32 protein-coding genes and 2 pseudogenes are annotated in these 24,316 nt (G+C 37.5%); 18 read left to right on the plus strand and 16 right to left on the minus strand.

Annotated elements, in window-relative coordinates:
- The 4 genes from ACWYN3_RS16795 to ACWYN3_RS16810 form a co-directional block, all read right to left on the minus strand.
- Positions 1 to 201, minus strand: a complete 201-nt coding sequence (locus tag ACWYN3_RS16795; protein WP_456222161.1) for a hypothetical protein — start codon at positions 199 to 201, stop codon at positions 1 to 3.
- Between the two features lie 11 nt (positions 202 to 212).
- Positions 213 to 950, minus strand: a complete 738-nt coding sequence (locus ACWYN3_RS16800) for a PKD domain-containing protein (RefSeq protein ID WP_456222162.1) — start codon at positions 948 to 950, stop codon at positions 213 to 215.
- Positions 951 to 989: 39 nt separating this feature from the next.
- Positions 990 to 1,454, minus strand: a complete 465-nt coding sequence (locus ACWYN3_RS16805) for a type VI secretion system transmembrane protein TssO (RefSeq protein WP_456223049.1) — start codon at positions 1,452 to 1,454, stop codon at positions 990 to 992.
- A gap of 276 nt (positions 1,455 to 1,730) precedes the next feature.
- On the minus strand, positions 1,731 to 2,018 hold the full coding sequence (locus tag ACWYN3_RS16810; protein WP_456222163.1) for a hypothetical protein: 288 nt from the start codon (positions 2,016 to 2,018) through the stop codon (positions 1,731 to 1,733).
- 261 nt (positions 2,019 to 2,279) lie between these two features.
- On the opposite strand from ACWYN3_RS16810, the pseudogene ACWYN3_RS16815 reads away from it, so the two are divergent.
- The 4 genes and pseudogenes from ACWYN3_RS16815 to ACWYN3_RS16830 form a co-directional block, all read left to right on the plus strand.
- Positions 2,280 to 2,411, plus strand: a pseudogene (locus ACWYN3_RS16815) (GPW/gp25 family protein); the annotation flags it as partial.
- A gap of 18 nt (positions 2,412 to 2,429) precedes the next feature.
- Positions 2,430 to 2,603, plus strand: a complete 174-nt coding sequence (locus ACWYN3_RS16820) for a hypothetical protein (RefSeq protein WP_456222164.1) — start codon at positions 2,430 to 2,432, stop codon at positions 2,601 to 2,603.
- Positions 2,604 to 2,771: 168 nt separating this feature from the next.
- Positions 2,772 to 3,485, plus strand: coding sequence for a hypothetical protein (locus ACWYN3_RS16825; RefSeq protein ID WP_456222165.1), 714 nt, complete (start codon positions 2,772 to 2,774; stop codon positions 3,483 to 3,485).
- A gap of 187 nt (positions 3,486 to 3,672) precedes the next feature.
- A complete protein-coding gene (locus ACWYN3_RS16830) occupies positions 3,673 to 4,626 on the plus strand; it encodes a hypothetical protein (RefSeq protein ID WP_456222166.1) in 954 nt (317 codons plus the stop codon).
- Between the two features lie 114 nt (positions 4,627 to 4,740).
- Here ACWYN3_RS16830 and ACWYN3_RS16835 read toward each other — a convergent pair whose 3' ends face one another.
- On the minus strand, positions 4,741 to 5,574 hold the full coding sequence (locus ACWYN3_RS16835) for a type VI secretion system baseplate subunit TssG (RefSeq protein ID WP_456222167.1): 834 nt from the start codon (positions 5,572 to 5,574) through the stop codon (positions 4,741 to 4,743).
- A gap of 185 nt (positions 5,575 to 5,759) precedes the next feature.
- On the opposite strand from ACWYN3_RS16835, the gene ACWYN3_RS16840 reads away from it, so the two are divergent.
- The 3 genes from ACWYN3_RS16840 to ACWYN3_RS16850 are packed head-to-tail and all read left to right on the plus strand — an operon-like array spanning position 5,760 to position 7,826.
- Positions 5,760 to 6,275 carry a TssN family type VI secretion system protein gene (locus ACWYN3_RS16840; RefSeq protein ID WP_456222168.1) on the plus strand — a complete coding sequence of 172 codons (516 nt, stop codon included), beginning with the start codon at positions 5,760 to 5,762 and terminating at the stop codon, positions 6,273 to 6,275.
- A gap of 8 nt (positions 6,276 to 6,283) precedes the next feature.
- Positions 6,284 to 6,658: a TssN family type VI secretion system protein gene (locus tag ACWYN3_RS16845; protein WP_456222169.1), complete on the plus strand. Its 375-nt coding sequence runs from the start codon at positions 6,284 to 6,286 to the stop codon at positions 6,656 to 6,658.
- Positions 6,659 to 6,668: 10 nt separating this feature from the next.
- A complete protein-coding gene (locus ACWYN3_RS16850) occupies positions 6,669 to 7,826 on the plus strand; it encodes a hypothetical protein (protein WP_456222170.1) in 1,158 nt (385 codons plus the stop codon).
- 97 nt (positions 7,827 to 7,923) lie between these two features.
- Here ACWYN3_RS16850 and ACWYN3_RS16855 read toward each other — a convergent pair whose 3' ends face one another.
- The 4 genes from ACWYN3_RS16855 to ACWYN3_RS16870 form a co-directional block, all read right to left on the minus strand.
- Positions 7,924 to 10,197: an ABC transporter permease gene (locus ACWYN3_RS16855; RefSeq protein WP_456222171.1), complete on the minus strand. Its 2,274-nt coding sequence runs from the start codon at positions 10,195 to 10,197 to the stop codon at positions 7,924 to 7,926.
- Between the two features lie 239 nt (positions 10,198 to 10,436).
- Positions 10,437 to 10,751: a hypothetical protein gene (locus ACWYN3_RS16860; RefSeq protein WP_456222172.1), complete on the minus strand. Its 315-nt coding sequence runs from the start codon at positions 10,749 to 10,751 to the stop codon at positions 10,437 to 10,439.
- Positions 10,751 to 11,275, minus strand: a complete 525-nt coding sequence (locus tag ACWYN3_RS16865) for a cation:proton antiporter domain-containing protein (protein WP_456223050.1) — start codon at positions 11,273 to 11,275, stop codon at positions 10,751 to 10,753. The genes ACWYN3_RS16860 and ACWYN3_RS16865 overlap by 1 nt, the downstream gene beginning before the upstream one ends.
- A complete protein-coding gene (locus tag ACWYN3_RS16870) occupies positions 11,169 to 12,056 on the minus strand; it encodes a cation:proton antiporter (RefSeq protein WP_456222173.1) in 888 nt (295 codons plus the stop codon). The genes ACWYN3_RS16865 and ACWYN3_RS16870 overlap by 107 nt, the downstream gene beginning before the upstream one ends.
- A gap of 219 nt (positions 12,057 to 12,275) precedes the next feature.
- On the opposite strand from ACWYN3_RS16870, the gene ACWYN3_RS16875 reads away from it, so the two are divergent.
- The 7 genes from ACWYN3_RS16875 (at position 12,276) to ACWYN3_RS16905 (ending at position 16,037) form a co-directional block, all read left to right on the plus strand.
- Positions 12,276 to 12,866: a sterol desaturase family protein gene (locus ACWYN3_RS16875; RefSeq protein ID WP_456222174.1), complete on the plus strand. Its 591-nt coding sequence runs from the start codon at positions 12,276 to 12,278 to the stop codon at positions 12,864 to 12,866.
- Positions 12,796 to 13,077: a sterol desaturase family protein gene (locus ACWYN3_RS16880; protein WP_456223051.1), complete on the plus strand. Its 282-nt coding sequence runs from the start codon at positions 12,796 to 12,798 to the stop codon at positions 13,075 to 13,077. The genes ACWYN3_RS16875 and ACWYN3_RS16880 overlap by 71 nt, the downstream gene beginning before the upstream one ends.
- A gap of 32 nt (positions 13,078 to 13,109) precedes the next feature.
- Positions 13,110 to 13,292: an EamA family transporter gene (locus tag ACWYN3_RS16885; RefSeq protein ID WP_456222175.1), complete on the plus strand. Its 183-nt coding sequence runs from the start codon at positions 13,110 to 13,112 to the stop codon at positions 13,290 to 13,292.
- A 20-nt stretch (positions 13,293 to 13,312) separates the two neighbouring features.
- Positions 13,313 to 13,525 (plus strand): EamA family transporter, encoded by a 213-nt coding sequence (locus ACWYN3_RS16890; protein ID WP_456223052.1) that lies wholly within the window; start codon positions 13,313 to 13,315, stop codon positions 13,523 to 13,525.
- Between the two features lie 447 nt (positions 13,526 to 13,972).
- Entirely contained in the window at positions 13,973 to 14,293 is a 321-nt protein-coding gene (locus tag ACWYN3_RS16895; protein ID WP_456222176.1) for a hypothetical protein, read from the plus strand.
- Between the two features lie 17 nt (positions 14,294 to 14,310).
- Positions 14,311 to 14,874 carry a hypothetical protein gene (locus ACWYN3_RS16900; RefSeq protein WP_456222177.1) on the plus strand — a complete coding sequence of 188 codons (564 nt, stop codon included), beginning with the start codon at positions 14,311 to 14,313 and terminating at the stop codon, positions 14,872 to 14,874.
- Between the two features lie 155 nt (positions 14,875 to 15,029).
- Complete coding sequence (locus ACWYN3_RS16905; protein ID WP_456222178.1) at positions 15,030 to 16,037, plus strand: YncE family protein; 1,008 nt, start codon at positions 15,030 to 15,032, stop codon at positions 16,035 to 16,037.
- Positions 16,038 to 16,111: 74 nt separating this feature from the next.
- On the opposite strand, the pseudogene ACWYN3_RS16910 reads toward ACWYN3_RS16905, so the two are convergent.
- The 7 genes and pseudogenes from ACWYN3_RS16910 to ACWYN3_RS16940 all read right to left on the minus strand — a co-directional run bounded on the left by ACWYN3_RS16910 (position 16,112) and on the right by ACWYN3_RS16940 (position 21,754).
- Positions 16,112 to 17,403 (minus strand): annotated as a pseudogene (locus tag ACWYN3_RS16910) (efflux RND transporter permease subunit).
- On the minus strand, positions 17,327 to 17,749 hold the full coding sequence (locus ACWYN3_RS16915) for an efflux RND transporter permease subunit (RefSeq protein WP_456223053.1): 423 nt from the start codon (positions 17,747 to 17,749) through the stop codon (positions 17,327 to 17,329). Before ACWYN3_RS16915 ends, ACWYN3_RS16910 begins: the two are co-directional and overlap by 77 nt.
- Positions 17,749 to 19,128: an efflux RND transporter permease subunit gene (locus ACWYN3_RS16920; RefSeq protein ID WP_456222179.1), complete on the minus strand. Its 1,380-nt coding sequence runs from the start codon at positions 19,126 to 19,128 to the stop codon at positions 17,749 to 17,751. The genes ACWYN3_RS16915 and ACWYN3_RS16920 overlap by 1 nt, the downstream gene beginning before the upstream one ends.
- Before the next feature lies 1 nt (position 19,129).
- Positions 19,130 to 19,531 carry a hypothetical protein gene (locus ACWYN3_RS16925; protein ID WP_456222180.1) on the minus strand — a complete coding sequence of 134 codons (402 nt, stop codon included), beginning with the start codon at positions 19,529 to 19,531 and terminating at the stop codon, positions 19,130 to 19,132.
- Positions 19,498 to 20,058 (minus strand): hypothetical protein, encoded by a 561-nt coding sequence (locus tag ACWYN3_RS16930; protein WP_456222181.1) that lies wholly within the window; start codon positions 20,056 to 20,058, stop codon positions 19,498 to 19,500. Before ACWYN3_RS16930 ends, ACWYN3_RS16925 begins: the two co-directional genes overlap by 34 nt.
- 200 nt (positions 20,059 to 20,258) lie before the next feature.
- Positions 20,259 to 21,314 (minus strand): TolC family protein, encoded by a 1,056-nt coding sequence (locus ACWYN3_RS16935; protein WP_456222182.1) that lies wholly within the window; start codon positions 21,312 to 21,314, stop codon positions 20,259 to 20,261.
- A gap of 32 nt (positions 21,315 to 21,346) precedes the next feature.
- Positions 21,347 to 21,754, minus strand: coding sequence for a phosphatase PAP2 family protein (locus tag ACWYN3_RS16940; protein WP_456222183.1), 408 nt, complete (start codon positions 21,752 to 21,754; stop codon positions 21,347 to 21,349).
- Between the two features lie 708 nt (positions 21,755 to 22,462).
- On the opposite strand from ACWYN3_RS16940, the gene ACWYN3_RS16945 reads away from it, so the two are divergent.
- Genes ACWYN3_RS16945 through ACWYN3_RS16960 form a run of 4 tightly spaced genes read left to right on the plus strand, consistent with a single transcriptional unit; the run spans position 22,463 to position 24,314 of the window.
- Entirely contained in the window at positions 22,463 to 22,972 is a 510-nt protein-coding gene (locus tag ACWYN3_RS16945) for a MarR family winged helix-turn-helix transcriptional regulator (RefSeq protein ID WP_456222184.1), read from the plus strand.
- A 39-nt stretch (positions 22,973 to 23,011) separates the two neighbouring features.
- On the plus strand, positions 23,012 to 23,332 hold the full coding sequence (locus ACWYN3_RS16950; RefSeq protein WP_456222185.1) for an aromatic amino acid lyase: 321 nt from the start codon (positions 23,012 to 23,014) through the stop codon (positions 23,330 to 23,332).
- Between the two features lie 32 nt (positions 23,333 to 23,364).
- Positions 23,365 to 23,871 (plus strand): aromatic amino acid lyase, encoded by a 507-nt coding sequence (locus ACWYN3_RS16955; protein WP_456223054.1) that lies wholly within the window; start codon positions 23,365 to 23,367, stop codon positions 23,869 to 23,871.
- Complete coding sequence (locus ACWYN3_RS16960; protein WP_456222186.1) at positions 23,826 to 24,314, plus strand: aromatic amino acid lyase; 489 nt, start codon at positions 23,826 to 23,828, stop codon at positions 24,312 to 24,314. Before ACWYN3_RS16955 ends, ACWYN3_RS16960 begins: the two co-directional genes overlap by 46 nt.
- Positions 24,315 to 24,316: the final 2 nt, after the last annotated feature.

Genomic DNA, 24,316 nt, shown 5'->3' on the forward strand with positions numbered 1-24,316 from the left:
TTATTTTTTTACTGTATTCGCTGAATGTTGTTTGATATTTACCAGAGTTGCGCAGGTAGAATTAGGGCTAATGGTCAATTGTGCTTCATCAACAACAATTTCTCCGCCGAAAGTCAGTCCCATACAGTAAGAATAAAAATCGCTTGATTTCTTAACCCCGTCCTGATCAACAGCTACGGTCACCTTTTCATTGTTACACATATACCTGCGGATCAGGTAATAGTAATTTGATTAAAATCTGCTCCGTTAGCAATTGCCTGCAAACGGGCTCTGATATCGTCAATAACCTTTTGTTCACCCTCACCAGGCACAATCATATCATTATCAAGTTCCGCATTGGGATCAGTAATGAAAATAGTATGATAAATAGGTCTGTGGCTTCTGTCAGTAGTTAATTTAACCATGAATTTTCCAGGCGTATGAAAAGTATATAAAGCGGTTCGGCCCTTCACATCTACCCTGTTTGTTTCTCCGAAAGACCATTCAAACTGATTGGCTTTTCCCTCGGCTTCCACCCTGACCTCTTCGTTCACGACTCCGGATGTTGGTCCGCTGATTGTAACCATAGTATCTAAGGCTGCAATAACAGTATCTCTTACAGTAACCGGAAATTGTTCTTTTAATTCACCATCAACGGTTAGTCTGATGATATATGATCCTGCTTTATTATAGCGGTAACTTCCGTTTTGAGTGGTTAATTTCGCACCGTTACCGAATTCCCAGAGCCATTTTTTCGCACTTCTTGTATTATCAGTAAATACAAGGTCTTCATTCAGGTACATCTCATCTTTTAAAATCCTTGCATCAACATTACGTTTATCAAAAAAAGAACTCTTAAGCATGAAAATAAGTGCTGCAATAATCAGGATTGCAATAAAAATATACAGAAAGATGTACCCCTGTGAATTACTGCTTACTGATTTTCCATTATTAGTATTAGTATCGGCCATATGTTTATATTTTGGGTTTATTTAATTGATTTATACTGGTCACCTCGCATTGGGTTGACTTCCTATGGTTTGTCTGAGCTGACGTGTAGACAACTTACAATCTTCAAGGGATTTACTTAAGCGGTCCATATCTTTGTTATTCCCTTTGAGTTCTCTGCGATTGTAAAACAAATCACTATAAAGCTGAGATGCCTGAAGAAAGCTCTTATAGCGCAGATCATAGGCTTTTCTTTCATAATTCGATTTAATTGAAGCCATCGAGTTTTTGATATCGTTCTCCAGGAAAACAGCCTGCACACCAGGATCAAAAGTCATGATGTCCTTATAAGTAGTATCGATAGTTGCCCTTTGCTCTTTAACAGTAGCTTCAAATTCTGCGTTTTGTTCCAGTTTATCAGCAAGATCCTGCTTAGAAACTACCCGACCATGATCATAGTCATAAAACAGCCCGAAACTTAATAATCCGGTAGTAAACAAGAATATTCCTATAAAAAAAAAAGGAATTGATCTCTTCGTTCTTTTATACTTAGTTTAATCATAATTACCTATTAAATCTTCCTCCTCTTATTCTTCTGGCCGCAGTACTGTTTGTTTTAAAACATGCGTCAAGTTGTGTTTTTAAATTTTCTATCTGAAACCGGGTTGTAAACAACGAATCTTGTATACCCGCCATTTGCGAAACGTCATCAGTCATTTTCTTATAAAAAAAGAAAACTGCTTACCGTTGACTTCTCTTTTTTAATAATGTCTTTGATTTTGAAATTTGTATTTTGGATATCTTCAAGCATGATTGATTGCCTGATTATTCATCTCCTCAGAATTAATGGAGGTGTATTTTGAAAGTTGTTTAAATCTTAAAAGGATCATATCAAATTTGGTATTGATATCTTTCCGTTTAGCAAGCAGCTGATCAGTTTGTTTTACCTCTTTTTCTAAAAGCTGGTATTCAAACCTCGAAGCTGCAAAGAAGAGATAGACGCAGATCACAGCGAATATGGTAAGGGAAATGAAATTAAAAATAAAAAGCCGGTAAGACTTGTTCAGTTCCTGAGCGTTGATAGGTTTCATCAAAAGTTGATTAGATTCGAGAGGTGTAAATTTTTAATTATAGTAACATGTTTAATAAATGTATTGTTAATATATGTCTAATTTATGAATTTTGGACGTAATATTGATTAACCATTTACCAATTATTGTTCCATTTAAGTATTATCCTATGTCAGATTTCTTATACAACAAACCATTTCGATTAAAAAACATTCTTGAAAACAAGGACCTTTCAGAAGCCGATTTGGGGGTAAATCTATTTCTCAAAACATTGAGTTAATTATTTTTACAAGGTTTGGAGAACACAGGCATAACAGGAACTTTGGCTGCGAAATATGGGATTTAGACTTCGAATTAATAGTTAGTGAGACTACCTGGGAAGAAAAATTCAGACAATCTTTACTCAGGTCAATCACAGAATATGAACGCCGGTTGTATCAGGTTGAAGTTGAAATCAATATGACTGAGGTAGAGAAGAAATTCTCTATGAGGAACGTCACAGAAATCAAGAAAAAAGTTGACATCTCTATCTGGGGTAAGATGAATATAACAGGAGAAAAATATTATTTTAACACAGGCTTATTCTTGAGTCCGCTATCCAGTTAGGCTATAGTGTTCTATTTTAAGGAAACACTGAACTAATTTATATACAGATCACTACATAACAAACCCGTTACAATAGCATAAAGACGGTTTGGCTTACACAATTTCAGATTAATTTTTTTAAGCCAGGCCAATAACAATTACAAACAAATAAGACCATATATAAGCTCGATGAAGAACATATTTTACTCCTCCAAAGACGAAATAAGAAATAGAATTTTAAAAAATGCACTCGACTATTGGGGTATAAAAAACACGAATGATTTTGATCCGCTGGTTAAATTACTAATTGAAGCACTAAGCACAGAGCTATTCAATGTTTCAAACGACGTAAAAAATCTGGAAAACAGGATCCTTGATCGTATCTCCCGTATTCTGGCTTCAGATACTTTAACGACCGCTCTACCCGCACATGCAATTTTACATGCACGTGCTATTGAGACTTCTGAAGTCATTGATACAAAAACCCAGTTCTTTTTCAGGAAAAGGCTGAAAGATAAAAACGAAAACAGCGGAGAAAACACATCAGATATCTTTTTCAGTCCATTAAAACCAGTAAAAGTATTCCATTCAGAAATAGCTTATCTCGCTAACGGAAGCAATGTATTTAAGATTGATGCTCAGCATAATAAATCTTTACTCACCCATAGCAACCCGGGAGAAGGGCTCGATAAACACACACTTTATATTGGTATAGAAAACCCACCCGTATTAGCACATTTACCTGGCCTGAGTTTCTACTTTGACTGGCGTAATTATGTTGTAAATGACAGTGTATATGACCTTCTTACCCTATCTAAATGGTTTTTAAATGATTTACCAGTTAATCTGTCTCTGAACAAATTCTATATAGAACCAAAAAAAAAACATACAATCTCCTTTTGAGAATCAGGATGTTTTAAACCTAATCACTGAGGATGTTAATGCTTTCTACTCCAGCAGGTTTCTGACCATAGATGAAGAGAATATATTCCCTCAGCAATCTTATTTACAGCTTTATCCAAAAGAATTTGAGACCACCTTTCAGGCAGGTAGCCTGGGAAGCTTCAAGAAACCTATACTCTGGTTAAAAGTGGTCTTCCCTGCTGCTATTAGCGAAGCCATGCTTGACGAATTACACGTCTCTATCAATGCCTTCCCGGTAGTCAACAAAAGAATCCATGATTTTAAACACCGTCTTAAGATGATGACTAATATCATGCCTATCAAACTACAGGATCACGATCAGTTTTTATGTGTTGATTCACTGACTGATAAAGCAGGAAATTCTTATTCTGAGATCCCTCATAGCCATGACGATGATTCTAATGCAGGCTCATTTTCAATCCGTTATGGTGGATCAGAGCGATTTGACAATAGAAATGCAAAAGAGATTGTAGATTATCTCTTTGAATTATTAAGAGACGAAAAGGCCGCATTCTCGGCCTATGGATCTGATTTCTTAAACAGTTCATTAAAAGAATTGGAACAAAATATATCAGTCATTGAGCAAAAGACTAAAGCACAACTCATCACAATCAAAGAATTACTCAACTATATAATTGTAAAACCACTAAACAACGCAGACATACTCTTCCTTGAATTCTGGTCAACAAATGCAGAAATGGGTAATCAAATTAAATCAGGCAGTCATTTACAGTCATCGAAAAGCAGTAAAACAATACCAGAAAGCCTGTTTTTATTAAGCAATACAAAAGGTGGAAGATCAAGATTAAACGCTACGAACAGGGTTCAGGCCTATAAATATGGTCTGACTACTGGAAATAGGCTGGTCACCCAATCAGATATTATTAATTTCTGTTTCTTTGAGTTGGGGAGCAAAATAAAGGCAGTCAACATCAGAAAAGGGCTTATACCAGCACAAAATCCAAAGGAAGGGTTTCTTAAAACCACAGATATCATCATCACTCCTGCTCAGCAAAACGGATTAAATGAAGAAGAATGGAGATCTATGCTCAGCCTGACCAAATCAAAATTAGAAATCCGAAGCACAATGAATATCCACTACAGGCTTTTACTGAGTTAGGAATAGCTGATTTAAAGATAAACTGTGTATCCTAAATAGGAATTATTGCTCTCTGCACCCAGTGAGCCAACCTGGTTTTGCGGGATAGCGACTAAATTTGTAGTCACTTCAGTTTCAAGGTACAAGATAAGATATAGCAAGATCTATCAGATGCGCATGAGCTGTCCCAGGCATAAAGTTAACCAGCTTCCTGATGTCAGCAGGGCCTACATTGATATAAACATGTTCTTCATCACTTAAGAAGCTGCTGCCAATAATAGAATTGATGCCCAAAGCACCATGCCCCAGCCTGAATTGCAAACCTTCATCAATGGGTGAAGGCTTAACATTTGTACTTTTTAAGACAGCCTCAACAGGTACCTTAAAAAGTACAGTCAGTAATTGTCCAAGAAATTTAAGGTCATTACGTTTTTGATGAATAACCGGTAGAAAATGCATCCAGATTATGCTTTGCTCCATATCAAGCAATTCAAACTCTTTCCATTCGGCAGCAAAGATATTAGTCAGATCATTATAGGTAGTTCTTTTGTCCAGCCTGTTTTCATAGAGCTGTAATACGGTTTTAAGATAATTCACCTCAGCCTCAAAAGGCATAAAGAACTTTCTTGCATCTTTTTCTTCTGCCCTTCTCAGTTGTACGTCCTCAACCATTTCCTGCTCAGACATACCTGAACTTCCTGTTGGAGGAGTATGAAACAATCCTTCAGGAAGCATATCATAAAAACCTTCCTGGTTGACTTCTATATTTAAACAGTCCTTACGTTTACTATCAGAATAATAAAATGAATAATTGCCAATATCCTTCGCATAAGCTCTTTGTTTTGCGCCTATTGGAAGTACGGCAATCTGATCAGAGTGAAAATCACCATTCTCAATCAGCTCTGCAACTTTTGTGATAGCTTCAAAATCAGTATTGAGATCGTTCCTTAAATGTAATCTCTGTTTCATCTGTTTATATTTATTGTTTTTCTTTTGTCAGATAGATCCTTTGATGATTAAAACAATCATCAAGGATTCATATATTTATTTACGATATAATTAAACTAATATACACTAATAACTATACCATTATTATTTTGATAGATTTAAGGTATTATATTTGTTAAGAGTTAAAAAACATCAAGTACAATTTAATGGACGTTCAATCATTCTTTATCCGATATTTATTATTCCCTTTAATTTTTGTTGTATCTGCTGCCCTGCTCTCAATTGTAAATAAGAAAAATCAGTTTCTTAATAACAAAAGATTGATTATTGGCATCCTGGTATTAAGTTTAGTGCTCGCGCTGCCTGGCTTCCTTGGGTTTTTGAGCTTTGATTTTATGCCCTGGGGATATATTATCTGTCAGATCTATTATGTGATGATCGGCATCCTGTTTGTTTATCTGTTTACAAAAAAACATCCGAAAGAATTACTGGACCGCAAACTCTTTATAGTCTTTGGTATATTAGTCGGTTCTCTGCTTAGTTTTTATTTGTTTCAGCTCGCTTTTAACTGGCTTAGTGATATTCACTTTGGCATCTGGGCTGCAACAAGCATCCTGACTTTTATCATTCCATTATTATTCTGGTGGGCTTATGTAGCACTGATTAGTATTCCCACTGAAATTGAAATTTATAAATCTGGCAATACCCTTCAAGTCCTATAAACATAGATATGGATCATTTAGATTTTGACCGTATGCTGGTTCTGGAATTGGAATTATATAAAAACACGGATGATCCTGAACCTTTACGTGTGAAAGCTAAAGCGCCAGAAAATATAATATTCGGTAACTGGTTTTATAAATTTATTGAAGATTATAACCTGAAATTCCCTAAAAGTCCTGTGAAATATATCAGCGAAGACAACGAGTCTTTTAAATGGATATTTTTCATCAAAACATCATTTTTCAGAAAGAATATTTTTATTGATCCGGACCATGATATTCTCACCAACCGGATCACAGAAAAAGTTACTATTTATGCAAAAAGGGTATCTGAAAATGCCAACAAGCCTGAAACAATTGGAGACGAATCTATTTTCATATAATTAAACTACTATGATTTCACCATTAAAATATAAACCCGTTAACTGGGTGGATGGGATGAAACTATCAAGCAGCCATTTCGTTGCTACAGATCAGTTTAACCAGGACTTTGTGAGAGATGCCAACTCGATATCTTTGAATAACTTCAATTATGGTCTTCTCCCTCCTTTTGCTGGTGAGCGTGTATCACACGATATAGAAATTGCTGAGAAGGCGACAAATCATATTGAGATTAAGGTAAGACATTGTAATGCGGTTACTGCCGAAGGTTGCAGGATTGATATCGCGAATACTTCAAATTATGATAACCAGCTTTCTTACAGTCAGTTTTTCAGTAATGAGAATACAGATTATTCCAAAGTTGCAATCTATAATATTTTGTTGCTGGTCAATCCTTTTGAAAGAGTACCTTCGGGTAGCCCTGATCCACAGGATAATCCACCAAGATATCCTGATATTTCAAAGAAATACAGTATTGCAATCCTGCCTGCATCAGAAATGACTCCAAATGCAAGTGATAACTATCACTTGACTATAGGGCAGTTTGTTCTCGAGAATGGCAGGATCTCTATCAATACCAGTTATATTCCCGAGAGCAGCTCTATCGTCAGCCACCCTGGTCTGATCAGATATTATGAGCTGTTCAGTACATTGATTAACGATCTGCAATTAGCGGCCTTTAAAATCATCGACAAAACTTCCGCTAAGGACTCTATTACTCCTCTGGGGAAAAACATCCGTTTGTTATCTGAGAAATTACTGGATTATATCGCACAGATATTTTTCAGTTACAGGAATTTAGGTTATCAGCAATCGCCTGTCCATATCGTAGGTTACTGTTCAAATCTGGCGCATGTGTTTTTTACAGGTATTAAATTGATTGAGCCCAGAGAAAGAGAAGAAATGCTTAAATATTTCTATGAGTGGCGTGATGTAACTCCCGGAAACTTTGAAGAACTGCTGGCACGTAATATCGAAATGATCTATGATCATCAGAATATCCATGCTTCAATGTCTACGATTGAAGAATTTTTAAAAGTAATGGTAGCGCTCTGGAATAAACTAAGCATGCTTGAATATATTGGTCAGCGTAAAGAAAACATTGTTGTTGCAGAACAGCAGATGGTACAGCAGGTTCAAACGAAAAGAACCTGGACTTTGCTGGATTAGATCCTGAAAAAATAAAAGGAGATTTTTTTTACGTCATCTCCTTCTAAATTAACTTATTATTTTCTATCTGCAGGCATCCACCTTATTGACAAAATTCTTATTCGTCCCTTAAACACTCTATAGGGTTCTTTAGCCCGGCTTTTATTGCCTGTACGCTCACTGTAATCCATGAAATAAGCAGTGCAAGAAAACCAGCTCCGGCAAAATACCACACCTGTAACTCTATTCTGTAAGCAAATGTATCTAACCAATGTTTAGTGACAATGTAACTCAATGGCAATGCGATTAGAATTGCTATCAGCACTGGTTTAACAAAATCTTTAGATAAACTGTAGATAATCCCCCACTCACTTGCTCCCAAAACCTTTCTGACACCAATTTCTTTAAGTTTCCGCTCTGCTGTAAAAGAAGCCAGCCCAAACAATCCTAAACAAGATATTACTACAGCCAGCATCGCAAAATACCTTGATAACAACGAGATCCTGTTCTCAGCAACATATTGCTGCTGGAAGTCCTGATCTAAAAATTTGTATTCCAGATTAGCCCCCGAATTAAAATCCTTATAAAGCTGTTGAAGCGCAGCAATAGTTTCCTTTTCCTGTCCTGCCTTGATCTTAACCATGATCCGGTTCGTATTCTTAGCATTGTATAAGAAAAACATAGGTTTTACCACTTCATGCATCGACTCAAAATGAACATCTTTCATCACACCAACAATCTGTAGCTCCTTACCCCATAAAGTAAATATCTTGCCCACAGGATTTTTCAATCCCATGATTTTTATTCCAGACTCATTAATGATGATTTTTGTACTGTCAGCACCAAACTGACTTGAAAATGCACGGCCGCCAGCCATTTCCATTCCCATAGTCTCAATCAGGCCGCTATTAATACCTGCAAACTGGAAATTAATCACCCGCTTTGGATCTCTGCCCTCCCAGTTGAAATCACCAACCGTTCCTTTGACATCTCCAATGAACCGTTTATCCATACTTGAAGCATTAACTACACCTGGAACTTTTTTTACTTCCGTAATAAAAGTTCCGGCATTGGTTTTCAGTTTTCCTTCTGCTTCAATATACAGCACATTATCTTTTTTGTAGCCTACCTGGGAATTCTGGACAAATTCAATCTGTTTATAGACAACCAATACAGATACAATCAGGATAACCGAAAGTGTGAATTGAAAAATCACTAAACCCTGACGCGTCCATAACTCTCCTGCACCATGAGTTAACTTTCCTTTTAGTGCTGCCGCAGGATTAAATCCAGATAGATATAAAGCCGGATAACTGCCAGAAATTAGTCCTGTAAAAATTGTTATTCCCGCTAAAGCTAAAACGAGCTTCAGGTCAAAATGTAAAAACAACAGTTTCCCAGTAATTTCATTGAACTGCGGAAGCAGGAGTTCTACCAAAAGCAACGAAAAAAAAAACAGAGACAAAAATGTTAAGAAAAGAGACTCCCCAAGGTATTGCAGAATCAATGATTGGCGGCTCGCCCCCATCACTTTCTTAATGCCAACTTCTTTCATCCTGACCGAAGCCCTTGCAGTAGCCAGATTCATAAAATTGACACAGGCAATAATCAAAATAAATACAGCAATCAGAGAAAATAGTTTAACATATTCAATTCTGCCTCCTGCCTGCTGACCATTTTCATATTTATCGTATAAATAACTATCTGTATAAGCTCTGATGAATAGTTCTCTGCGAGTCACACCCTTTGACTTCATAAAGTCCTTGATCTTAGCATCAAAAGCTTTCGGGTCCGCATCTTTTTTCAAAACTACATAAGTATTTGGCCCATGATTTTCCCATTTCACTAAACCAGATTCAGGCACCAGCAATGGTTCAATAGAAACTACAAAATCAAATCGGGTTGAAGAACTGGCAGGTATATCTTTAAATACACCAGAAATCAGTGTATGATTTTCATTCACCATATCCGAGTTTTCCCATATCATTTCTTTTCCCAGCACATCTGTGGTATGAAATATTTTCATCGCCATTTGCGCCGAAATCACAATTGAATTCTTAGCCTTAAGCACCTGGTCAACATTACCAGCAATTAGTGGGTAAGAAAATATCTTAAAGAAATTCTTTCCGGCAAAAAGACCGGCTCCATTAACACCTGCATTTTTCTTTACCGAAAGCTTACTTAAAGCAATCCAATAAGCAGGAGAAGCCGTCACCGCATCTTCTACCTCTGGCATTTCCTTTAAAAGAGTTTCACCTAGAAGTCCTGCAGTCTGCTCATTAGTTTTGACCCCGGCTTCGGTCGTCTCATTCTCCATCACCTGATAAAGCCGATTTCCTTTCGCCTGAAACTTATCCATTCTGAGTTCATCGTTTACCCATAGATAAATCAATAAGGCACAGGTAAGCCCGGCAGTGAGTCCAATAAGGTTGATAAAGAATGAGCTCTCTTATACTTTTTAAAATTTCTGTAAATCAGTAATAAATGATGCTGAAACATAAAGTTTTTTTTTTTTTTTAATTTCCTGATCCGGTTATAGCTATCCTGATGCCATTCTTCAAAAGCAGTGTAAAGGACAAAAGAAGGCCATTTTCAATAATTAGCTGTTCGAAAATGAACATTACATGTCCGTTAATGTCCTACTTTTATTAGCTTAGCCTCATCCAGATCAAGCTGACTCTCCAGTTTACGTATCTCCTGGTCACTATAAAAATTCTCAGTGCGTAAAACATGCAGCTCTTGACGCTGTACATTATAAATATGCAATAGGATACGATTGTAATGCTCAACTTCTTCTCTTTTCAGATCATCACACTCTAAAGATTCTAAGCGCTGCGCCATAACAGCAGCATCATTACCCAGCTGATCTCTCAAACAACCTACCAAAGCATTATCCCTCATATCATCCGCATATTTTTCATCTAATTCTTTAATTGCAATATTCATTAACCTGAGATTGATATACCAGCTTCCTGTTCTTCTTCAGGTAGAAAATCGCCAGTATCTTTGATTTTCACCCATTTAATAATCAGTGGCAAGGTTAATCCCTGGAATACCAGAGTAACCAGGATAACCACAAAAGTGATGAACAGAATCAGGCTTCTGTGAGGAAAAGCTTGTCCATTATCCATTAACACCGGAATAGAAAGTGCCGAAGCCAATGACACCACTCCTCTCATTCCAGCCCAGCCTACAATTAACGGGGCTTTCCATGTTGGATTATAACGATCCATTCTTTTCGTACTTCCCACCCATTTGGGTACATATGCAAGAGACATCACATATATAATTCTAATAACAATAGAGATCAGACTGATGATCAGGCCGTATTTAATTGCTTCTGCAATAGAATAGCCACCCATATCAGCCATGATTACCGGAAGCTCCAAACCAATCAGGATAAAGACCAGTCCATTTAGAATAAAGATAACTGTAGCCCATACACTGACTGATAGCTTGTAAACGTGAATTTCCTGAGGTGAACAGCTCATGCGAGCGATAAGAAAGAAACAGGCCTCCGCTAACTACTGCCATTACTCCGGAAAAATGGAATTGCTCTGCGGCCATGTACATAATATAGGGAGTAACTAATGTCAATGCCGCATCTATGCTTGGTGTAGTAGGTAAAAAACGGTGTACCACATACATCACATGTGCAATTGCAAGTCCAACCAGGACTCCCATTCCGGCAACTAAAAAGAATTGGCCTGTCGCCTGTCCCATGGAAAAATAACCAGACACTACAGCAGCCAGTGCAAAACGAAAAACAATTAAACTGGATGCATCATTAATCAGACTTTCGCCTTCTAAAGTTGCTGTCAGACGTTTAGGAATCTTTACATTTTTTAATACTGAATTTGCAGCTACAGCATCCGGAGGGGAAATAATTCCCCCCAATAAAAAGCCCAATGCTAAAGTAAAACCCGGAATCATCGCAGTAGAGACGAAAGCAACGATAGTAGAAGTTAAAAATACCAGTCCGAATGCGAGCATACCAATAGCCCTTCTCCATTTCCAGAAATCATTCCACGAAGTATACCATGCAGCTTCGTATAAAAGCGGCGGCAAGAATAAAAGAAAAATCAGATCTGGTTCTATTTCAATATGTGGTATCCCGGGAATAAAACTTATTCCCAAACCCGCAAGCACTAAAAATATAGGATAAGAAATATTCAGTTTTTGACCTAGCATAGTCAGGATAAAAACCGCAAAAAGTAGTGTGAGTACAATTAAGAGTTGTTCGTGAAACATAAACAGGGAGTATAATAAAGCAGATGAAAAATAGGTGTTCACAAATTACTGATAAATCAAGATAACCACAAGGTCTGCTTTAAGCGATTTTAATCTCTATTTAATCCCGCTAGTTCAAATAAGTTTTATCTTTAGTTTTCCTACAGTATTAACTCTTATCATTGTTTATATTAACAAATAAATTCCTAATAATATCTGCATGAATACGATATATCATCCATGTTAAAAGATCATGGAACCCTTATACAGATTGTTTTATACCTGGTTGTGATTATCTCGATATGGCTTGCAGAATTTAGTGTTGCAATCCATTCGCTGAAGAAAAAATGGCAACATACCTGGGTTAACCTGATGTTTATCGGGACTGCACTTCCAATACAATTAGCGATGACACTTATCGTCATCTTTGTCTCCGGATGGGTTAGTATTCACCACTGGGGAATTTTATATCTGCTGCCTCATAGCCATAGTCCGTGGGTAAAATATGTTGCCGGGTTCTTTTTAATGGACTTTTTTGAATATATCTATCATGTCATCATGCATAAAGCCGGGCCTTTATGGAACTTCCACCTTGTTCACCATACAGATATAGAAATGGATGTTTCTACTACAGTAAGAGAACATCCCGGTGAAACTTTTATCAGGGTATGTTTCCAGATTATCTGGGTATTCTTAGCGGGGGCTTCTATAGGGTTACTTTTACTCAGACAAACCGTACGTACAGACATTTGCCAATTTAATTGCACATACCTATTTTCAGTTACCAAAGAAAACAGAAAAAATATGTGGGTTACTATTTATTACACCTAACCTGCACCATGTACATCATCATTTTGAATTGCCTTATACAGACTGTAATTATGGTGATGTATTTAGCATATGGGATAGAATATTTGGCACTTATAAGGAAATGGATACTTCACAGATCAAATTTGGGCTGGATGTTTACGAGGGTCACTCCCCTTCAAACTTTTTTCAATTGATTAAATTCCCATTTTTCAAGAAAAACAAACCGGGATAAACAGACAGGGCGCTAAGAAATTAAAAGATTATATGTGGTGGATTTATGCTTTATTATCAGCCTTTTTTGCAGCATTAACTGCAATACTGGCGAAAATTGGAATTAAAGGGATCGACACTAACCTCGCAACTGCAATCAGAACTGTTGTGATTTTATTACTGGCATGGGCGATTGTATTTTTCAGAAATGACCATCACACGGTATTGCCACTTTAACCAAACAGAACTGGACATTTCTGCTCTTATCGGGTCTTGCAACTGGATTATCCTGGATATTTTATTTTAAAGCCCTTCAAATGGGAAAGGTCTCACAGGTTGCCCCTGTTGATAAAGCAAGTGTAGCTATCGCAATTCTATTATCCGTTGTCTTTCTTGGTGAGCCACTTACCATTAAAACGGCTCTGGCAGTACTCTTAATTATAGGAGGAACTATCATTCTTATTTTCTAGATAAATTTCAAGTTTACCTGATCGTGTTTTTAACTATATTGGATAGTACTTAATCCAAATAATTAAAAATGACAACAAATACTTTACCATGCAGCTTTTTAGAGAAACTAGTATTCAGATTTGTTTTCATTTTTTTTCTTCTCTTTATCATTTTTTATAATAATGGCGTCTTCCCTATATTAAATCCTGTCATTAAATATCCACTATCGTTACTGGGTCAATTTCTTCCATGGATAGCCAGACACTACCTTTCTTTCTATTACCTATGAAATTGATGTTTCAGATAATGGAAGCGGCGATACAACCTACTATTATCTGATTTTACTCTGGATTACTGGAGTCACGACTGTCGGGACATTACTATGGACATTAACAGACAAAAAAAGAATCAATTATAATTCACTTTATTACTGGCTAACGGTTGCTGTACGCTTTTACCTGGGATTCATGCTGATCAAATACGGTATGGCAAAAATCATTAAACTACAGTTTCCTTTCCCCAGCAATTACCGGATGATTCAAGCTTATGGCGATTCATCTCCAATGGGTCTGGCCTGGACATTTTTGGGATTTTCAAAAGGATATAACTTGTTTATGGGCATAGCAGAAGTCATGGGTATATTACTGCTTTTCAGAAGAACACTAACAATCGGTGCTATTATCGCCTTAATGACTACTGCAAATGTAATGGCTATTAACTACTTCTATGATGTACCGGTAAAAATCCTGTCTACTGCGCTGGTTCTGATGTGTATATTTATTTACTAGCTCCAAATTTCCGCACCTTGTTTAACTTTTTTATTAAAGGTGAAGCTACCGCCTTAAAAACATTAACGATACCACCAATACAAAACCAATGGATCTCCCGATCAGTATATAGTCTTAAGTATGTGCTTATTGTATATTTCACTTTATCCATGATAGGCCCCAGCTTAAATGTCAACAAGCAGCGTGGAGACGCTGCCCCAAAATCTCCATTGTATGGCGTTTATACTGTTGATTCCTTCGTCAAAAATAACGATACCATTCCCCAGGAAAGCAAAGAAAAATGGCGATGGAAACTGTTAATGATGGAAGGCCCCGATTCTGCATCAATTAAATACATGAATGAAGAAACTGACTGGGTCCAAGCAAAAACCAATACCGTAACCAAAAAAATAGCTATTATTTTTAAGGACGATCCTAAAAACACCAATTATTTATCTTACCAAATTCCTGATCAGGATCATCTGATTCTAACTGGCAAACTATACGGTGATGATTCAGTAAATATTAAATTGACAAAAAAACAGTTTGAACTAACAAAAAGAGGGTTTAACTGGATAAGTAATATCCCGTACAACCGTTAAATGTAAATGTTTTTCTTTCTCCAGAATTACTACAGACTCTATGTGTTTGTTTGTAGAAAAACTCATATGAAACCATCATGATTTTTCAAATCACACAACGAAATGAATATAAAATCATGATAGCTTCATCACCGTTAAAAAAAAAACATATACAGATGAAAAAGACGGCCAGCTTAGCCATACTTCTACTTAACCTTTGTGCAGGAACAGCTTTACTAGCACAAACAAAAACAGGAATTCATTTATTGAGCAGCCACAAAGTAAGTGGTGACGAAGGATGGGATTATCTGCTGGCAGATCATACACAAAACAAATTGTATGTTTCACATGGTACGCAAGTGAATATTATAAATGAGACCACTGGAGATTCTATAGGCATCATTAAAAATACCCCTGGCGTACATGGAATAGCTCTTGTTTCTGCATTAAAGAAAGGGTATACCAGTAATGGAAAATCAGGTGAGTGCACCGTTTTTGACATCAATACAAATGCTGTATTAAAAAAGATAAAAGTTGGGGACAATCCCGATGCAATTTTCTATGATGACTTTTCAAAAAAACTATTCGTCTTTAATGGCCATAGCTTGAATGCCAGTATTATCGATCCGGTAAAAGATCAGGTAATTGCGACCATTCCATTAGGTGGTAAACCAGAAACGGGTGTATCAGATGGAAAAGGCAATGTTTATGTGAATTTAGAAGATAAAAATGAGTTGGTCTGCATTAATGCACATACATTTAAAGTCACTAAACGTTATAAATTAGCCGGAGGCGAAGAACCATCAGGATTGGCTATAGATAGATTAACATCCCGTCTGTTTGTTGGCTGTGCAAATAAAAAGCTATTTGTTCTGGATGCAGCAACAGGAAAAACAATTAGTTCTCTACCTATTGGCGAAGGCAGCGATGGCGTTGTTTTCGATCCTCAGCTAAAACTTGTTTACAGTGCTAACGGAGAAGGGACACTGACAGTGATCAAAGAAATCAACGCGAACAAATTCGTTGTACTTGAAAATATTAAAACTGAAAAAGGTGCACGTACCCTAGCATTAGATTATACTAATCATCATATATTTTTGCCAACGGCAGATTTGAAACCTGGTGAAGGTAAAAAAACTGGTCGTATCCCGGGAACATTCAGGGTATTGACTTTCGGCAAATAACACAACACACCAAATAATAAACACACCAAAGTAAGAGCGGTAAGGTAAATTTTACCTGCCGCTTTTTTTGTTATTTAAACCCTATAAAATCTTCTAACCATACTTGGCAATACAATCAGTAACAAAGGCAATGCAATGATAAAACCACCAATCACTGCTATCGCTAAAGGCTGGTGCATTTGCGCTCCTGCCCCAATTCCTAAAGCCAATGGCATCAATGCGATAATTGCGCCCAGCGCAGTCATCAGTTTTGGCCTTAACCTCGTTGATATTGAATAAACGATTGCCTCATCCACAGTTTTATTCTCCAGCGATTCTTTAAACTGTAAAAAAGTAAAGATTGCATTCTCTCCAATAATGCCCACAATCATAATCAAGCCAGTATAACTACCCACATTCAATGGGGTATGGGTTAAATATAACGCGAGATAACTTCCTGAGATTCCCAGCAAGGAAATAATCAGGATAATAAATGCGATTTTAAAGTCCTTAAAAAGAAACAGGATCACACTAAACACCAATAAGCTTGAAGCCACCAGTATTGTTAAAAGCTCCTTAAATGACTGCTGCTGCTCAGCATAAGCACCACCGTATTCAATATGATAACCCGCAGGCAAATTGACATTAGAACCTATAATTTTTTGGATATCCGCCATTACACTTCCTAAATCTCTTGATTCCAATCGGGCAGTTACCACACCTATTGACTGTAAATTTTCTCTCTTAATCTCTGCATCCCCAGCTTTATACTCACTTTCGCAAGATTTTGAATCGGAACAACCCCACCACCAGGTAGAAACAATTGTAATTTACTGACATCAGCCACACCAAACTGCTTACTTCCAGGATAAATCATCCTGATTGGTGTAAGTTGCTGCTGATCATACACATTCCCAATTATATTTCCCTGTAAAGCATTTTGAACCTGAAACTGAAAATCTCCCGGTGTAATTCCATATTGCGCAAGTAAAGCAAAATCAGGCTGTATATTTAAAGAAGGACCCGCGATAACAATCCCATCAAATACATCCGCGGTACCCGTCACTTTCCCTATCAGTCCCGCAACCTGTTTTGATAACGCTTTCAACTGAGTCTGCTCATTACCAAATATTTTAACTTCAACAGGCTGGGTAGAGCTCATTAAATCACCCAGCATATCCCCTATCACCTGTCCAAAATCAACTTTCAAGGCTGGTTGAGAAGCTTGTATCTTCAGTCTGATAGCATTGATCACTTCATCGGTATTTCTCTTTCTGTCAGGTTTCAACTGAATCAGATAATCCCCGGTGTTAGGCTCTGTAATAAAAAAAACCCATCTGAGTGCCCGTCCTACGGGAATAAGTTTGTACTTCTGGTATTTTAACAATCAGTTTTTCTACCTCTCTTAACATCCTGTCCGTTTCCACAAGAGATGTACCCGGAGGCGAAGTATAATCAACGACTACACTTCCTTCATCCATTTCCGGCAGAAACCCTGTTTCTAACCGGGGTAGAATCAAAAAGATAATAACTGCCAAAACAACCATTGAAACATAACTGATCCACGGCTTTTTGATAAAATAGTAAACCCAGTTCTGCTGGTGAACCTGGTGCACGACCGATTTTACCGAATTGGAAGAAGAATCCTTCGTTAACAATAAATACACAACCGGTAAGCCAATCCATGTCACAAAAAACGAGCAAACCAAAGTAATGATCATTGTATTGGTCATCACCTGAAAATAAGATCCCGCAACTCCGGCATCAAAACAAAAGGGACAAAAATCACAATTGTACTGATAGAAGAACCCAGCATAGCAGGAAACAAGTAATCTATAGCCTTCTTTAACAAATTCACCGTAGGCTCTTCCGGATGCTCTTCATGTGTGCGGTGAATCTGCTCCACCACAACAATCGCATCATCTATAATCAATCCTATAGCCGCAGCAATAGCACCCAAAGTCATAATATTCAGAGAATAACCAATCCCATAAAGCACGATCACAGTTAAACACAATGTAATTGGAATTGTAATCAGGATTGTTGCACTTGCCTTTACAGAACGTAAAAAGATAATCGCAACAATAATCGCCAGAGCTAGTCCTATCAATAAACTATCACTCACACTGCTGACAGACGTTTCTACAAAATCAGACTGCTGATAATAAGGTTTTATCGTTACCCCTTTTGGCAATATTTTTCTAAGCTCAACAATTTTCTCCTGCATCTGCGAAGACAGATCTACCAGGTTAGCATTAGGTTGCTTAATGACCGCAACCAGAATTGCATCTTTTCCATTTGCATTAATTCTTGTGTACGCGACGCCCTCTTGTATCTTAACCTCACCTATATCTTTTACCCGTACTATGCGGTTATTTTTCTTGCTGATGATCAGATTTCCAAGATCTGTCTTTGTTTTAATAGTCGCATCAGTAATTGATAAATACAGATAGTTATAATCTGATAAGTAACCATTGGATTTAATAAAATTTGTCTGTGTTAAAACTGTATTCAGCAGATCCGGACTAATAGACAAAGTGCTCATCTTCTGTCTGTCCAGCTGAATCCAGTACTCCTTATCTTTCCCTCCGATCACCCTGATTTCAGATACGCCGTCAACCTGTGATAAAAATGGTTTAATGGTATAAGTAGCTAGCTTTTTTAAAGCTATAGGAGACTCCGTGTGGCTTTCTAAAGTATAACCGCTTACCGGCAGGATCGAAGGATTCATCTTCTCAACTGAAAGATTTACCCCTGGTGGCAGACTGTTCCTGATTTTCTGTATTTGAGACTCAATTCTTTGCTGACTTAAATCAATATCAGCATTCCAGTTCATATAAGCAGAAATCTCACAACTACCTCTGCTGGTTATACTTCTAACCAGATGAAGATCAGGCACTTGTTTTACTGCATTTTCCAAAGGCCGCGTTACCGTAATCATCATCTGATCTACCGGCTGCAATTCAGCATCTGCAATAATCTTTATTTTAGGAAAAGTAATCTCCGGAAACAAAGACGTTTTTAAGTGCTGATAGGAGAACAATCCACCTGCCAGGATAAGAATCAGCACCACAACGAGCGGATTCTTATGGGAAATAAAAAAGTTCTTCATATTATCTGGTGATTTTAACTTTCGCTGTATCTGCTAATCCGTAATTCCCTATGGTAATCAGCCTGTCTTTTGCTGCAAAAACGGGCGATAATATCTGAATTGACTTACCATCTTCCATCCCTTTTTTTACAACAGTTTTCACTGCTGTAGAATCATTGATCATTTTCATCACCCAGAATTCATCTTCTGTTTCATTAGTCAGCACTGCCGATTTAGGCAGTACCTGCACATTAGAAACTGCAGATTTAACCACTTTCACTTTTGCAATCAGGTTTTCAGGAATTGGGTGATTAGCATTCACTTTAATAACCATACGCTGTGTCTGCGCTAAAGAATCAACTGCTGGCAAGGCCGATGTAACCACCCCTTTTAATTTCTCACCATCAGGCAAAGTAAGCTCCAATGTTTTATTTTGAACCAGCACACTGCGCATTTCATATGGCAAATCCAGCAAAAAAACACCAGACTGGACTGATTGATTATCGTAGCTAAAGCCTCACCATCCTGTACATAATCTCCTTTCTGATGATTAACCAAAATGACATAACCACTTTTTTCTGCACGGATAGTAGAGATTCCGGAGAACTTAAACCCAGGATCAAGCTGATTAATCGAATTACCAATCGCACGCGCTTCTTTCGTTATCAGCTTAAACAAAACCTGGTTACTGCCAACTACAGTGCCGGCTTGTATGGCTGAACTTTGTAAATAACCATTCGTATTAGCTTTCACAAAGCTTTTTTCCAGATAAGCAGATGTAGCATTTAATATCACATCTTCACTCAAAGCAGAACTACTGATAGTAACTACCTGTACCGGAGTTTCCGGAGCAACAGTTTCTTCAGCCGAAGGCTTAGCACCTGACTGACAGGAAACCATGGATCCGCCAAATAAAGCGATGAGTAAAACGTTAATTATAATCTGTTTCATTAGGTATATTTTTTAAGCTCTTCTATTTACAAAAAGCACATCTCTTTATCGATTCCAGTAATTCAACTGATTAACTAATTTTAACCTGGTTATGTTTGTCTGCCTCATCAAATTCTGCGCAGCCAGATAATTGTTAATAGCGATTATAAAATCAGCTATTCTGATATCTCCGGTTTGCAATAACCTGCTGTCTACCTGGATCAGACTTTTAGTGAGTGAATTTTATCTGTTTCAGAAACCTGCTTATATAATCCAGTCTGGTCAGAAATCTGTTGTCTGAGCAGATTTAGCTGTTGTGCGTGCTGAGTTTGAAAAAACTCTTTATATCCGTTAATAGTCCGCTGTGCAATAGAGAGTTTATTATACTGCATTTTGCGTTGATGCCCATCAAAAATGGGTACAGAGACTGTAAAGCCAACACTTGTTCCAAAATTCTGATAAGGCTGAAATGCGAAAGAAGAATTATATCCCCCATTGGCATATACACTCGCTTTAGGCTTATAGTTGAAATCAACCGCTTTTTTCTGGTTGATCAGTTTTAAACTGTCAATTCCGAATCTTCGATCAAAAAAACCAACTCCTGTATTTAAGAGTACTGGTTCAATCCCTGGCTCTTCTAGTTTATGAGCTGTCGTATCAGCAATTCCGGTTAAGTAATTTAAAGTAGAATAATCATTTTTCAATTGTAGTTCTGCTTGTTTCCATTGCAATTGCTGCTGCTGAAAAGTAACTAAGAAAGTCAGATAATCAACTTGTTTATAGACATTTGCCCTTGTAAGTTTTTTAAGTACAGTTTCTTCCTGATGCAGTAACTGATAAACTTCGCGGTTAAATTCAGCTTGCTGCTGACTTGCAAATGCGGTGATATACTGATCTGTAACTGCTTTTTGTAAATCCAGTACAGAAATACCCGTAGCAAATCTGATAGAATCTGATTGTAAGTGGATACTTTCCAACTGATTATTGATATTCTTTTTGCTGGCAAGATTATAGTTTACATTCAGCGCAGCATCAAGCGACTGTCCATTCGTCAACACTTTGTCAAAACCATAACCACTAATTACTGGTGCATACATCCCGTTAGCAATTGCAGATACCTGTGGAAGATATCCCGCCTTAACCCGCATACTATCAATCCTGTTTGACTGTAACTGATTCTGATAATCTTTTAATAAAGGGCTGCGTTTAATAGCCTCCCCATAAAAATAATTGAGATTTCTTACCGGAGCTGTGTGCCCTAACCGAACACAGCCCAAAACCGGTAACTACCAGAACGAGTATATATTTTTTAAAATGTCCCACTGAATGCCAACCCCGCTGCTTTTTGCTGATACATAGGTACAAGAGAATATTTCATAGCTTGCTTACCTACCACCAATTTTTTAAGATGCGGATAAACCAGGTAAGCTAATTTAGTGGAAAGAATACCAGCTCCAGCACCGGCAATCACATCACTTAACCAGTGCGCATTGTTATACATTCTGAGCACTCCTGTAGCTGTAGCTACTGTATACCCGGCATAACCAATCCAGGGTGACACATCTCTGTATTCCTGATTTAAAAACTCGGCCGCTGCAAAAGCATTGGCTGTATGTCCCGAAGGAAATGAAAATTTATCGTCACCACTTGGGCGTTCCCGGCCAACAATATGTTTAGCTGAATAAGTACCAACCCCCATGATCGCTTCAGATAACACATAAAGTGCTGTTCCGTCAACGATTCCATGTTTACTTTTTTCACTCCTGCCAGGTTCAACGCATAAAAAGCGACTCCAGGCGCAAACTGCAGATAATTATCCGCATGGTTTGAAAAATTAGGATGATTGTCACGTATTGATCTCTGTGTACTAAAATCCAGTCTTCTGACAGCATTGTTTCCTAATGAAACTAAACCATAACTGATTAAAACTGCTGGAACTATAAAGGATTTAATTTGAGGAGGATTTAATCCACGCGTTTTCATAACTGAAACTTTGGGTGTATTCTGGCTTGAATCTCTATTTAATGTATCCACCCGCTGAGCGGATACAACTCCGGGTAAACATACCGCTAATATAAAACTGAAAAATTTCATGCAATAATTTCGTTAGATATATAAATGTACTACAAAGAAACTATAGAATACTGGAGGAAATTTGTAGCTATCGCTGCGTGCCCTCATTTTTATTATTTATCAAAATATAATCATTGTAACTACAAGTTAACAAAAAGAAGTTTATGACATGCGTAAGCACTTGTTGGAAGGGGGTTGGAAGGGCGATTACCCCTTCCAACCCCCTTCCAACATAAGTGCCTTATAGAACACAAACACTAACACAACTTATCGTACAGAGTAATTATAGAAATGTAAAATAATATTTACACAAATTATATAAGTACTTATATAATTACTTATATATTTAGACATGAATTACTATCAGTCATTAGGGTACTTAGTTTTAGGCAGCCGGTTAAAGCGGCTCAGTGAACTTTTTCTTTCAGAAATCAATAAATCATATAAGGCCGAAGGCATTGTATTCGAGACCACCTGGTTTCCAGTATTTTATTTGCTCTCTGAGAACAAAACACTGACCATTCAGGAATTGTGCGAGCAGATAGAAGTTTCTCATCCCGCAGCAAGTCAACTGGTTACCAATCTTAAAAACAAAGGTTTAGTAATCAGTACAACCAGTCCTGATGATGCCCGTAAGCAATTAGTCACACTAAGCAATGAAGGGAAAGTACTATTAGACCGGATCATCCCGGTTTGGGACGCCATTACAGCTACCATGGAAGAAGTAGCTGGCGGAAGTCCTGAAGGAAGTGCAATATTAGACACACTGACTAAGCTGGAAACGACCTTCAAATCTATCGACATCGTTAAAAACATTCAAAATAAAATACATCATCCCGTTAAATCTCAATCAAATGCATAACTCATTTTTTTATGGAACTGACCACCTGACCAGTGGAATATGTCTTGCTATCGCAGCAGGCAAAACAAAAGGTCAGATCAATCCTCAGCAGCAGCAGCAAATATTCAATCCTCATGGGAAGAAGTGCAGAAAATTGTCCGCAGCCAAAAACCTGTATACGGTGTAAACACAGGATTTGGTCCATTATGCGATACCCATATTTCAGAGAAAGACACTTCTCTTCTGCAAAGTAATATCCTTAAAAGTCATAGTGTTGGCGTAGGTAAACCTATTCCTTTGGAAATCGCCAAAATTATGATGATTACCAAGGTTCAGGCATTGGCAAAAAAATTTTTTCTGGTATTGCTCCGCAAACATTAGAACGTATTATCTGGCATATTGACAATGACATAATCCCTTTTGTTCCTGAAAAAGGTTCTGTAGGAGCTTCTGGTGACCTTGCTCCCTTGTCTCACTTATTCCTTCCATTAATTGGTTTGGGTGAAGTGTTTATCAATGGTGAGAAAGTTTCAGCTGCAAAAATGCTGGAGCAATATAACTTAGAACCTATTGTATTAGGTCCAAAAGAAGGGTTAGCACTTATCAACGGTACACAATTTATTCTTGCTTTTGCTGTTAAAGCAGTTCAGCGTCTAAATGACGCATTGGATCTGGCTGATTTAAGCGGAGCCATGTCATTGGAAGGATTAACAGGTTCTACCCGCCCGTTTGATGAACGTTTACATAATTTAAGACCATATAAAGGGACTAAACTAGTTGCACACCGTTTATCGGCTATACTGGAAGGATCAGAAATTGGCACATCACACATCAATTGCAGCCGCGCGTACAGGATCCATATTCTATCCGTTGTATGCCGCAGGTACATGGTGCTTCGCGTAATGCATGGTTGCATTTAAAAGAATTAACAGAAATAGAGCTGAATTCGGTAACTGATAACCCGGTTATTTTCAGTGCTGAAGACACAATCAGTGGTGGAAATTTTCATGGACAGCCTTTAGCTATGGTTCTTGATTATGCAACTGTTGCAGCTGCCGAGTTAGGGAATATTGCTGATCGCCGTTGCTACCTGATGAATGAAGGTAAATATGATTTACCTAAACTTTTAATTGCTGATGCAGGATTAAACTCTGGTTTAATGATCCCTCAATATACAACCGCAGCACTGGTAACTGAAAACAAAACTTTGTGTTTCCCAGCAAGTGCAGATAGCGTACCTACTTCTTTAGGACAGGAAGATCATGTTTCTATGGGTTCTATCAGCGGAAGAAAATTACATATGGTAATTGATAACCTTGAGTTTATCCAGGCAATTGAATTTTATATGCTTCACAGGCAATAGAA

Source organism: Pedobacter sp. NJ-S-72 (assembly GCF_053890575.1).